The organism is Clostridium sediminicola (genome assembly GCF_050402865.1).
Classification (GTDB): Bacteria; Bacillota; Clostridia; order Clostridiales; family Clostridiaceae; genus Clostridium_AF; species Clostridium_AF sediminicola.
On record NZ_BAABMF010000020.1, the window covers coordinates 75,804 to 88,842 of the forward strand.

Consider the following 13,039-nt stretch of genomic DNA (forward strand, 5'->3'; position numbering starts at 1 on the left):
AACTGGAATCTATATAAATAATTTGAGGAGGAATAATTTATGAATAAACTTGAAATAAAAAATTTAACAAAGACTTATGGTAAAAAAAATGCAAATGATAATATAACAGTTACTTTTGAGAATGGTGTGTATGGACTTTTAGGACCTAATGGTGCAGGAAAGACCACCATTATGAAACAAATAACTACTTTAATAGAACCATCAAAGGGTGAAATTATCTATAACGGAAAGAATATAAAAGAGTTAGATGAAAAGTATAGAGATTTAATAGGATATCTTCCACAGGAATTTGGGGTATATAAGAAATTTTCAGCAAAACAATTTTTACAGTATGTTGCAGCATTAAAAGGATTAAGAAATAAAGCTACTAATAAAAAAATTAATGAACTTTTAAATCTTGTAGGATTATATGATGTGAGAAATAAAGCAGTTGGAAAGTTTTCAGGGGGAATGAAAAGAAGAGTTGGAATAGCACAAGCTTTATTAAATGATCCTAAGATTTTAGTGTTAGATGAGCCAACAGCTGGACTAGACCCGCAAGAAAGAGCAAGATTTAGAAATCTTCTTTCACAAATTTCTAGGGAAAAAATCATAATACTTTCTACCCATATTATTTCTGATATAGAATCTATAGCAAAGGAAACTATTATGATAAAAGATGGATCTATTTTAATGAAGGGAAATCATAGAGATATTCTTTCGGCTATGGAAGGAAAAGTTTACAGAATAAAAACTAAAAGTGAAAAAACGGTTAATGAAATAGAGAATAAATATAAAATAGTAAATATCCAACGTGGAGTTAATGATATAGAGATTAGAATTATAAGTGATAAGATGCCACAATATAAAGATACAAAAGTAGTTGAGCCAAAATTTGAAGATGTCTATATGTTTTATTTTGATTTGGAAAATGCTAGGGAGGTGTAAGTAATGGGAACACTCATAAAATTAGAAATTAGAAAAATGCTTTTTAAGAAAAGAATGTTAGTTGTGTGGATAGGAGTATTATTTTTAAGCTTTGTTTCAATAAGGGCTTTTTCAATAGAAGAGACTTATGCAGATATATTTAGTAAAGGATATGGACTAGTTCCGTTAATGGGACTTATGATGTTTATGGTGTTTTCAGGAACTTATACTTCTGAATATAGTTCAAATATGGCAGGATTGATTAAAACAACTAAAAACGGTAAAATAGAAATCGTGCGGGCTAAATTAATAGCTACTGGAACTGCAGCTTCTATAATAAATATTTCAGTATTTTTAACTATGTGTTTATCTGCATTAACTAAATTTAAATTTAAGGGGTTAGATATACCTTTGAAAAATCTCTGGTACTTTGGAAAAAGTGGCTCAGATATAACTGTTCTTCAAATGATTTTAATAATGATGGTAACTATTATAATAGGATCTTTTTTCTTTGCACAGGTAGGATTATTTTTATCGTCTATAAGTAAGTCAGCAGCAGTACCTTTTATATTTGGTGGACTTATAATGGGACTACCATATATTCTAGAAGGATTTTTGAAGAATCTTGGATTAGCGAAATATCTAGCTTTCACACCACTTTGGGGCATGATGAGTTGTCAGTTGATAAGATACAAAGCTCCATTCCTAGCTTTAATTACTTTTATAGTATTATTTGCTGCAGGATTAATATTATTTCCTAAATTTACTTTAAAGGCATTTATAGGAGAAAAATAAGTGAATTAGTATAGATAAAAAGAACCTTTCAAAGATTAGGTTCTTTTTATCTATACTTTTAAAATATTTACGAATGTTATATACTGAAAATTATAAGGTAGTTAAACCACAACATAATATTTTTACTAAAAGTATTTTTAGGAGGTAGAGTTATGGAATCCCTAGTAAAGGAAAAGAAAATATTAATTATAGATGATGAAGTAGATATATTAAAATTATTATCAACAGTATTAACAAAGGAAGGATTTAAAAAAATATTTACAGCAGAAACAGGGGAGGAAGGACTTAAATTATTTAAATCTACAAATCCTGATATTATCCTTTTAGATATAATGCTTCCCGATAAGGAAGGCTATGAGGTCTGTAAGAAAATAAGGGAAAGTTCCATGGTACCTATTTTGTTCCTTTCTGCAAAATCAGAAGAAATGGATAGGATATTAGGGTTTGCTTTAGGAGGGGATGACTATATAACAAAACCATTTAGTCCTAAAGAAGTATCTTATAGAGTTAAAGCACAACTTAGAAGAAATGCTATGAATTCTTTAGAGAGGAAAGAACAAAGAATTGGACCTTTTCAAATAAATGAGGAAAAAATGGAAGTTAAAAAGAATGGAATAATTCTTGAACTAAAGCCTAAGGAACTTAAATTATTTTTGTATATGGCGAAGAATTCTAATCAAATTATTAGTAAAGAGAGACTTTGTGATGAGGTTTGGGGAGAAGATTATATAGGTTTTGATAATACTATAATGGTTCATATAAGAAGACTTAGAGAGAAGATAGAAGATATCCCTTCAGAGCCTAAATACATTAAAAATGTCAAAGGGCTTGGTTATAAGCTAATGGTAAAGGATGATTAGAGGATGAAATGGAAGCTGACGTTAAGATTTGTATCTACGGTAATTTCAGTAGTTATTATAGTAGTGCTTATAAATATTGTGGCTATAACAACGGTTTTTATAGGACAGAATGTGTATAATCGAAACAACAAGCTCTTAGCGGAATTTGGCCCAGAGGAGTATGTGAGGGAATTTAATAATAATGTATTTATTAGTGAAGGAAATGTATATGTAAGTGATGAGGGTAAGAAATCCTTAGACAATACGGAAACTTGGATACAGATTTTAAATGAGAATGGCATAGAAGTTTATAATTACAAAAAGCCAGAAAATCTTCCATTGAAATATACCCCCTTTCAAGTTGTACATGGATATAAATATAGAGGTGGAATAGGTAGTGCATCAACTATATTTATTGGAGAAAAAACAGTTGGGGATAAACAATATAGTTATATTATTGGTTTTCCAATGAATAAGGTTGAGAAGAAAGTTTTCATTTATAACATAAATGAGATAGGGCATTTTTTGAAAAACATAACTATGATTGTGCTTTTAATAGATTCAATAATTGCTTTATTTTTTGGTTATTTATTTAGCAGAAGACTTACAAACCCTTTAGGAAATATTATAAATGGGGTAGAAAAATTAGGCGAAGGAGATTATGATGTTTATTACTTTCCAAAAGGAGTATATAGTGATGTTTATCATAATCTTAATAATCTTTCAGATACACTTAAAAGTAATAAAAGAGAACGAATGAAGATAGATAAAATGAGGGAGGAGTGGATTGCCAATATATCTCATGATATAAAAACTCCTTTAGCATCCATTAAAGGATATGCTGAAATTTTAAGTGATGATGAATATGAATTTTCTAAAGAAGAAGTTAAATCCTACACAGAAATAATTCATAAAAAATCTAACTATATAAAAGAACTTGTAGATGATTTGAATTTAACTACAAAGCTTAAAAATAAAAATTCTATTATGGATAAAAAAGAAGTTAACTTAGTCACATTGGTTAGAGAATCAGTTATAGATATACTGAATGAATCTAAATATAATGATAGTGACATTGATTTTATTTCCCAGGAAAATATAATTTTAAGGGAAGTAGACGGTATTTTAATTAAAAGGGTAATTAATAATCTTCTTTACAATGCGCTTATTCACAATGATAGTGCGGTTAAAATAGAGATTGAAATGATAAAAGATGAGAGAGTACATATATTTGTCAAAGATAATGGTAAAGGAATAAGGTCAGATGAATTAAAGTATATTTTCGATAGATATTATAGAGGAACCAATACTGGTGAAAGGCATAAAGGTTCAGGACTTGGGATGGCCATAGCTAAAGAAATAGTAGTCGCACATGGAGGAGATATACAAATAAAAAGTACACTAGGAGAAGGTACAGAGATAGAGGTGGTTTTATAATGCACAATTATTGTGCACTGTTTTAACACATAGTTTTTAAATAAAAGTGTTAAATTGGAGGATAAATATGAAAAAAATTATTATAGTTGAGGATACGAAAATTATAAGAGAAGAACTTAAAATATTTTTATCAAAATATGGTTATGAAACTGATGCTCCAGAAAGTTTTAATAATATAGTAGAATATATAAATAAGGCGAACGCTGATTTAATACTACTGGATATAAATTTACCTGTTTTTGATGGATATCATATATGTAGGGAAGTTAGAAAAAATTCTGATATTCCAATAATCGTGGTAACGAGTAGAGATAGTGAAACTGATGAACTTATTAGCATGAATATTGGGGCAGATGATTTTATAACAAAACCATATAACACTCAGATACTTTTAGCACGTATTTCTGCGGTTTTAAAAAGGACTTCCAAAATAAATTGCAGTGATGTATTGGTATGTAATGATATTAGGTTGAATTTATCAACTGGTTCTGTTAGTTACGAAGAAAAGACAGAACAATTAACAAAAAATGAACTGAAAATACTTTCTTATCTTATAAAGAATAAAGGAAATATAGTTGCCAGAGAAGCATTGATGGAATATTTATGGAATTCAGATGTTTTTATAGATGATAATACTTTATCAGTAAATGTAGCTAGATTAAGAAAAACTCTTGAAAAAATAGGAATAAGAGATGCTATAGACACTAGGAGAGGTTTAGGGTATATAATGTCATGAGTCTAAGAGGATATTTAAAAGAAAGAATTCCTTTTCTATTAATAAATTTTATCAGTTTTATTACTATATCTTTTGTACTTGTTGTATTTGATATAAATAATATATTCATATTTTTAATTTTTAATATATGGTATCTACCTCTAATTAGTTACATTATCAGAGATTTTTTTAAATACAGAAAATTTTATAATAATATGGAAGAGGTGCTAGAAAGTCTGGATAAAAAATATCTATTGTCAGAAATAATGGAAAAACCAGAATTTTTAGAAGGAAAACTTTTTTATGAGATATTAAGAGAATGCAATAAAGAAATGCATGAGCATGTTAAGTATTATAAAAATCTTCAGTTAGATTATCGAGAATATATAGAAGCTTGGGTTCATGAAGTAAAAACACCTATAGCATCCAGTATGTTAATTTTAGAAAACAATAAAGGTACTGTTATTGATAATATAGGCGGAGAAATAAAGAAAATTGAAGGTTTTGTAGAACAAGCATTATATTATTCTAGAAGTAGTGATGTTAGTAAAGATTATTTAATAAAGAAGTTTAATTTAAAAACTGCTATAAACAACACTATTAGAAGGAATACAAAGGATTTTATAAATAAAAAGGTAAGCTTACAATTAGATAACATAGAGGCTGTTGTGTATAGTGATATAAAGTGGGTGCAGTTTATCTTAAACCAAATTATAAGTAATTCTATTAAGTATGTTAAACCAGATGAAGGTAAGATAACAATAGATTCGACTACCAATAAAAATAATATAATACTTTCAATAGTAGATAATGGAGTAGGAATTTCACAGAAAGATATTACTAGAGTTTTTGAAAAGGGTTTTACGGGAGAACATGGAAGAAAATATAATAGATCTACAGGAATGGGGCTTTATATTTGTAAAAAACTTTGTGATAAGTTAGGGTTAGAGATAAATATTGCTTCAGAATTAGGAAAGGGAACAAAAGTGAATATTATTTTCCCATTAAGTAAATTTAATTTGGGAATTTAGAAGTGTGAGGTTTAATACTTGCACTTTTTTTCATTAAAAATTTTATAAAGGTAATCTTACAAAAATGCAACATTAATGAAAGCTAATTCAATATGTGATTTATTGTTTGTGTAATATAATAGTTTCATAAGAGCAAATTAAGAATGGACATAGGTTAATAGTAAGGAGGAGATAGACATGAAAAATATATTAGATGTGCAAAACATTGAAAAATACTATGGAAAAAGAGGTAATGTCACCAAGGCATTAGATGGTATAAGTTTTAAAGTAGATAAAGGTGAATTTGTTGGTATAATGGGGCCATCAGGGAGTGGAAAAACTACATTGCTCAATTGTATTTCCACTATTGATAACGTAACAACTGGTGAAATTATTGTTAATGAGATTACTATTACTAAGATGAAATCTAAAAAATTAGATAGATTTAGAAGAGAAGAATTAGGATTTATATTTCAAGATTTCAATTTGCTTGACACATTAACTGGTTATGAAAATATAGCTTTGGCATTAACAATACAAGAAAGAAATCTAAATGAAATTGATGAGTTAATAAAGAAAGTAGCAGAAACTCTTGAGATAACATCGGTTTTAAAAAAATATCCTTATCAAATGTCAGGTGGTCAGCAGCAGAGAGTAGCTTGTGCAAGAGCAATAGTTACTGATCCATCACTTATATGTGCAGATGAACCTACGGGAGCGTTGGATTCCAAATCTTCAAGAGTATTATTAGAGTCTTTTGAAAGATTAAATAAAAAGTTTGAAGCTACTATATTACTTGTAACCCATGATGCGTTTACTGCAAGTTATGGTGATAGGATATTATTTATTAAAGATGGTAAGATATTTAACGAATTAGTAAAAGGAAATGATACTAGAAAAGAATTTTTTAATAGGATTATTGAAGTAATGACACTTTTAGGCGGTGATGTCAAGGATGTATTTTAAAATAGCCACTAATAATATAAAAAAGAGTTATAAGGATTATGGAATATACTTTATAACACTAACATTAGCAGTATGTATATTTTATAATTTTAACTCTATGAATTCTCAAACAGTAATGAAGGATATTGGTAAAATAAAAGCATTAATTAAATTTATATCATATATTTCAGTATTTATATCAATTGTCTTTGGTGGGTTAATAATTTATGCTAATAATGCTTTATTAAAAAAGCGTAAAAAAGAATTTGGAATATATGCTGCATTGGGAATGGCAAAAAGAAAAATATCTCGAATATTAATTTATGAAACATTTATGGTAGGAATTATATCATTAATAGCAGGTTTATTATTAGGAATAGTATTTTCACAAGGAATTTCAGTTCTTACAGCAAGGTTATTTGAATTTAGAATGAATGAGTATAAATTTATTATATCTGCAAATGCAATTAACAAAACCTTTATATATTTTGGAGTAATGTTTATTTTAGTTATGATATTTAATACAGTAGTTGTGTCAAAACATAAGTTAATTGACATGATAAATGCTTTAAAGAAGAATGAAGAAATAAAAACAAGAAATCCAATAGTTTTAGCTATAATATTTATTCTATCTATAATTGTTTTAGGGAGAGCCTATTATATGGGATGGAAATATGTACTTACTCCTAAAAATATAAATTTTCCATTATCAACGATATGGGGGAGTGTAGGAACTCTATTATTTTTCTTTGGATTCTCTGGTTTCATACTACTTATTATTAAAAAAAGTAAAAGAATTTATTTGAGAAGGTTAAATATTTTTGTTATAAAACAATTTAATAATAAAATAAATACAAACTTTGTATCTATGACAATAATATGTCTTATGCTATTTTTAACAATATTAATATTATCAACTAGCTTAAATTTTAAGAATGAATTTGAAAAAAGTTTAGAAAACTCAACACCTTTTGATGCAACAATTGAATTAAGTATTTATGATGAAAAACAAGAAATTCAAGATATAGAAGAAGCTTTAAGAAGCGTGGATTTTGAATTAAGAGAATTTTATCAGTATGCTGTATTAGATACTTATAGTACAAATATAAAAATATCTAGTTTATTAAATCAATATGCAAATAAACCTTTAAAAAATAGGTTGAGAAATTATGTTGGAAATTTAGGTGTAATAAAGATATCAGAATATAATGAAGTAAGAAAGTTAAGGGGAGAATCTATCGTAGATTTAAAAGAAAACGAAGTATTATTAATAACAAGTGATGATGATGAAAAACAAGCTTTGAAGAAACTAATGAAAAATGAAAGTAAGTTAAATATAAATAACAAGGAGTATGAAATAAAAAGTAATATAGAATTAAAAGAAAATGGCTATAACTTATTTGCGATAATACATGATTCAGATGTAGAAAATATGATAAAATCTTTATCAATAATGTATATAAATAATACTAGTAAAGAGAGCAAAGAAGAACTTGAAAATCAGGTTAAAGTGCTAAAATCAAAATTCAAAAATATTGATTATGATCGTGATAAGATTTTAAACCAATATGGGTTTATTATATATGCTGATACAAAAATACAAGTATACGATGAGGCAAAAAGTTCAATTGGTACGATTTTATATATAGGAATATACCTAGGTTTTGTGTTTTTGATAGCAAGTGCAGCAGTACTAGCAATTCAAGAATTAACGGAAGCTAGTGACAGTGTAAATAGATATAAAGCACTTAAGAAAATTGGTGCTTCTAAAGAAATGATAAATAAATCAATATTGTCTCAGATTATAATACATTTTATGGCTCCACTTGCTTTAGCATTAATACATTCTATAGCAGGATTTATGATTTTGAATAGAGCAAGAGCATCATCATTTTTAGAAATTGGGTTTACAATAACAATAACTGTAGTTGTTGTTACCATAATATATGGTGGATATTTATACGCTACTTATATAGGATACAAGAATATAATTAAAAATACTTAAGCTAAAATTATGATTTAAATTAGCATTCAATAAAGGGTGCTTATTTTTTTATGATACTAATAATCCATTAATGGAAAATGTTTTAATACAAGCTATTATTTGTGATATAATAGTGATGGATTGTGTTATAATTTGAGTAAATCATATATTTTAAATAGAAGAATCAATATATGAGAATTTGTATATTGTAAAAATGAAAGTATTATAGGGACAAGTTAGTTCTATATTTCATAATGAATCAGGGGAAAGTAGAATTATCATTAAGTATAATAGGATTTAAGGAGTTTTGATGGTAGATAAATCAATAAGATGGAGGTTATTATGTTTTCGTTTTATAAAAATATTTTTTGTCCTGTTTTGCCATATAATAAACAGAAATTCTTTAAAGAAAAATTATTGCATAATAATTTAAGTATATTGTTTTTAGCTATTTTTTTAACTATAGAACAAATGTACTATGGTTTATATTTACAGAAACCTGGTAGCTTCATTCAAAAAATTCATTTTTTTACTGCTATTGTTATGTTAGTATTTACAGTTATAAGTGCATATATTCAATTTAAAAAGCCTAGTAGTGTTTCTTATATGTATAAAATTTATGAGATTAGTTTTGGAGTTTTTGGTTTTTTTATTGCAATAGTTAGAGTTTTATTGATACATAATGATGTTTTTTTAATCCCTGCTATATACATTGCAGTACTATATGGGTTTGCTGTAATCTTTTATTTTAACCCTTTAGAAAGCTTAGTTGTCTATAGTACAACAAGTTTATTTTTTATTATAGCAATGCCAATATTTCAGCCAACTATACAAAATAATTATATTCAAGATATTTTATCTAATAATATTATTTCTTGGATTGCTTCAGTAATTAATTATCAAAAGTATGTGAAAGAGTTTAAAAGCCAAGAAATTATAAAAAAAAGTAATGACAAGCTTAAAGAGAAGAATTTAGAAATTAAGAAAATGAATAAAAAATTAAAAGAACTTTCAATAAAAGATGGATTGACGAATATTTATAATCGTCGAAAATTAGATGAGATTCTAGAGTATGAATATAAGAGAACTAAAAGATATTCTAGAGAGTTTTCGATTATTTTATTGGATTTAGATTTGTTTAAATCTGTTAATGATAAATATGGACATATAGTAGGGGATAAAGTATTAATTGAAACAGCTGAAATACTAAGAAAAAACATTAGAAATATTGATATTGTTGGTAGATGGGGTGGTGAAGAGTTTTTGGTAATCTGCCCAGAAACTGAAATGCATCAAGCTCTCCGGGTATCAAATAAATTAAAAGATGCAATCCAAAAGCATGAATTCTCTATTGTAAATAAAAGAACGTGCAGTTTTGGTGTTGCAAGTTATCAATGTGGAGATACGATTGAAGAACTAGTAATTAGAGCAGATAAAGGACTGTATCAAGCTAAAGAAAAGGGAAGAAATAGAGTTGAAATTGCATAACTTTAAATAAAGCAATTATTTACGACAGTTCAAACAGCGATTATGCTGTTTTTTTTATTGTTTAGAAATTTATAAATTATATCTTTAAAGCATTTCTGAAAAGCCAAAAAAGGATTTTCAGAAATACTTCTAAAAATCAATTAAGTCATAAGTTGAGAATCGGCAAAAATCATTTCCATAGATTCATTAGAGTTATTTACAAATTGGTATTTTGTTAAAGGTTCTATTCTTACACTATCTCCAGAGTTTAACACAAAAATTTCATCATCAAGAAATAAATCTACTGTTCCTTTTAATATATAGCATAGCAACTCATATTTGTTTTCCATTATTGATTCAGAATTTTTAGCATTTGGAGGAAGTTTTAGTATACCAAATTCTATAATTCCGTTTAAGTCTGGTGATAATAGTTCGAATGTAATATTTTTGCTTTTTGGGATAGTCATTTTCACACGATTTTCAGGTCTTACGATAAATTTTCTTTCTTTTGAAGGTTCCATAAAGAAAGTAAATAGGGGAACTTTTAAAACTTTAGAGATAACTTTAAGTGTATTGATCGATGGGTTAGCTAATCCCCTCTCAATTTGACTTAATAAGGAAGGGGTAACATTAGCAGATTCTGCTAATTCTTTTATAGTCAATTCTTTTGATTTTCTATATTTTCGTATTTTATTACCAAGATCTTTATTATCCATAGTCTTAACTCCTTTTCTTGTTATTTAGGAATTTATAAATTTTTTCGGGAATTTAATATTTGTCAAATGTAGTTATATCAATACATTGTAGCGTTATGTAAAATGTTTATACTGTATAAATTCCATCCTTCAGTGGTGAGAAGAAGTATATATAGCGTAAAAGTCATCGTAACAAACTTTAGAAATTCTTATTTATTTTTGTAATATATGCGTTAAGAAAAATTATTGTTTGAGCATGCGAGTTATAATTTTTTAGCAGATATTTAAGAAAATAAATTAGAATTTCTTAGTGAAGTGGAGTGACTTTCTAGCTATATATGCATTTGTTCCTAAAGCAAATAATTCTATGTAAGCAAATAATAATTAGTACCATAAATATTATATCATAACATGTGTCATTAAACTAAGTGAATACTAAAAAAAAGTTAATATAATTTAATTTTTAGGAAAATATTAAATTACATTGACATTGACAAAAAATGCTGTTAAACTATATTTAATAATCACAAACAAAGTAAATATAGTTTAATTTTATTTGTATAAGAAATTATATACTATAAATCAAATAATATAAATGTAAATATCATATTCTTAATACTTATCGTAAAAAACAATCTAATAATCAATGCAAAAATCAACAAACTAAAAAACACATATCGAATGAAATCAATAAATTACATATTTAATTTAAAATACAAATTTAAACAACTAAATATAAATGCCAGAGAATAGAGAGGCGATTATAAATAGGGAATAACCTGTTTCTTATCGTCTTTTTATTTATATAATTTAAAAACGTTTTCAAATAGTGTTGTTTTACTAATTGGATTTTTGAAAAAACGAAAATCTTCTAAAATTCAGGCTATTCAGTTCACACAACTAATCAAAAGATAAAAAGTGTGAAGTTAAAAAATATAAAAAGTTTTTAGGGGGTAATAAAATGAATTTTCAATTAACACCTGAACAGGAAATGATAAGAAAAGTTGCAAGACAATTTGCAGAAGAAGTATGTGAACCTATTGCGGAAGAAATTGATAGAACACATAAATTTCCTCGTGACACTTTCAATAAATTAACAAAATGTGGGCTAACAGCAGTAGGTTTCCCTAACGAATTTGGTGGTGCTGGACTTGATAAGCTCGCACAAGCAATTGTTACAGAAGAACTTGCGAAAAAATGTGCTACTACTGCAGCTATGTATTCTATCCATCAAGGAGCGGCATGGGTAATCCATATGTATGGTACAAAGGAGCAAAAAGAAAAATATTTAAGACCAATGCTAGAAGATGGAGTTGTAGGTGCTTTTGCTCTTACAGAACCTAATGCTGGATCTGATGCTTCAAATGTACAAACTGTGGCTGTTGAAGATGGAGATTCATATATTTTAAATGGTACAAAATGCTTCATTACTGGTGGAAGCCAAGCAGGAATTTACACTGTAATGGCAATGACAGAACCTGAAAAGAAGACAAAAGGTATAACTGCTTTCATAATTGAAGCTGGCACTCCTGGATTTAAAGTTGGGAAAATCGAAGAAAAGATGGGTATATGTGGATCGGATACAGCGGAACTTATATTTGAAAATGTAAGAGTATCTAAGGAAAACATATTAGGTAAGTTAAATCAAGGCTTTAAGTATGCGCTATCATCAATTGATGGAGCCCGTATTACTGTTCCAGCAGCTCAAGGTTTAGGAATAGCAGAAGGTGCTTTTGAACATGCTGTTAGATATGCAAAAGAAAGAGTTCAGTTCGGAAGACCAATAGCAAAGCAACAAGGAATTCAATGGTATCTAGCAGAAATGAAAACTAGAATAGAAGCAGCAAGATTCTTAACATATCAGGCAGCATGGTTACATGATCAAGGAAAGAATGTTTCAGCAGAATCTGCTATGGCAAAATATTATGCATCAGAAACTGCAAGATTTGTTACAAATCTCGCATTGCAAATACATGGTGGATATGGATTTATGAAAGATTATCCTTTAGAAAGAATGTATAGAGATGCCAAAATAACTGAAATTTACGAAGGTACAAATGAAATACAAAAACTTGTTATTGCGAGAAGTGTACTCTCATAATCAAAGCTATATAAGTCAGAATATGTAATTTCTTAAAAAATGGAGGTAAAAATAATGAAAATAGTGGTTTGCGTTAAGCAAGTACCTGATACTAACGAAGTAAGAATAAATAAAGAAACTGGAACACTTATTAGAGCAGGTGTAC

General features: G+C 27.4%; 11 protein-coding genes and 1 pseudogene. 11 read left to right on the forward strand and 1 reads right to left on the reverse strand.

From position 1 onward, the window contains the following. Nucleotides 1-39 precede the first annotated feature (39 nt). From ACQ3F0_RS22370 to ACQ3F0_RS22410, 9 genes are all read left to right on the forward strand, one after another. Nucleotides 40-927, forward strand: a complete 888-nt coding sequence (locus ACQ3F0_RS22370) for an ABC transporter ATP-binding protein (RefSeq protein ID WP_428867943.1) — start codon at nt 40-42, stop codon at nt 925-927. Nucleotides 928-930: 3 nt separating this feature from the next. Then, entirely contained in the window at nt 931-1,701 is a 771-nt protein-coding gene (locus tag ACQ3F0_RS22375) for a hypothetical protein (RefSeq protein ID WP_428867944.1), read from the forward strand. A gap of 152 nt (nt 1,702-1,853) precedes the next feature. Next, entirely contained in the window at nt 1,854-2,561 is a 708-nt protein-coding gene (locus ACQ3F0_RS22380) for a response regulator transcription factor (protein ID WP_428867945.1), read from the forward strand. Between the two features lie 3 nt (nt 2,562-2,564). Beyond that, nucleotides 2,565-3,977, forward strand: coding sequence for a sensor histidine kinase (locus ACQ3F0_RS22385; protein ID WP_428867946.1), 1,413 nt, complete (start codon nt 2,565-2,567; stop codon nt 3,975-3,977). Between the two features lie 67 nt (nt 3,978-4,044). After that, nucleotides 4,045-4,713 carry a response regulator transcription factor gene (locus tag ACQ3F0_RS22390; RefSeq protein ID WP_428867947.1) on the forward strand — a complete coding sequence of 223 codons (669 nt, stop codon included), beginning with the start codon at nt 4,045-4,047 and terminating at the stop codon, nt 4,711-4,713. Next, complete coding sequence (locus tag ACQ3F0_RS22395) at nt 4,710-5,723, forward strand: sensor histidine kinase (protein WP_428867948.1); 1,014 nt, start codon at nt 4,710-4,712, stop codon at nt 5,721-5,723. The genes ACQ3F0_RS22390 and ACQ3F0_RS22395 overlap by 4 nt, the downstream gene beginning before the upstream one ends. A 177-nt stretch (nt 5,724-5,900) precedes the next feature. Then, nucleotides 5,901-6,668 carry an ABC transporter ATP-binding protein gene (locus tag ACQ3F0_RS22400; RefSeq protein ID WP_428867949.1) on the forward strand — a complete coding sequence of 256 codons (768 nt, stop codon included), beginning with the start codon at nt 5,901-5,903 and terminating at the stop codon, nt 6,666-6,668. Further along, nucleotides 6,658-8,652, forward strand: a complete 1,995-nt coding sequence (locus ACQ3F0_RS22405; protein ID WP_428867950.1) for an ABC transporter permease — start codon at nt 6,658-6,660, stop codon at nt 8,650-8,652. The genes ACQ3F0_RS22400 and ACQ3F0_RS22405 overlap by 11 nt, the downstream gene beginning before the upstream one ends. A 321-nt stretch (nt 8,653-8,973) precedes the next feature. Next, nucleotides 8,974-10,119 carry a GGDEF domain-containing protein gene (locus tag ACQ3F0_RS22410; RefSeq protein ID WP_428867951.1) on the forward strand — a complete coding sequence of 382 codons (1,146 nt, stop codon included), beginning with the start codon at nt 8,974-8,976 and terminating at the stop codon, nt 10,117-10,119. Between the two features lie 140 nt (nt 10,120-10,259). On the opposite strand, the gene ACQ3F0_RS22415 is transcribed toward ACQ3F0_RS22410, so the two are convergent. Beyond that, entirely contained in the window at nt 10,260-10,814 is a 555-nt protein-coding gene (locus ACQ3F0_RS22415; RefSeq protein WP_428867952.1) for a helix-turn-helix domain-containing protein, read from the reverse strand. A gap of 940 nt (nt 10,815-11,754) precedes the next feature. On the opposite strand from ACQ3F0_RS22415, the gene ACQ3F0_RS22420 reads away from it, so the two are divergent. Both ACQ3F0_RS22420 and ACQ3F0_RS22425 read left to right on the forward strand, forming a co-directional pair. Further along, entirely contained in the window at nt 11,755-12,894 is a 1,140-nt protein-coding gene (locus tag ACQ3F0_RS22420) for an acyl-CoA dehydrogenase family protein (RefSeq protein WP_428867953.1), read from the forward strand. Nucleotides 12,895-12,948: 54 nt separating this feature from the next. Beyond that, a pseudogene (locus tag ACQ3F0_RS22425) lies at nt 12,949-13,039 on the forward strand (electron transfer flavoprotein subunit beta); the annotation flags it as partial.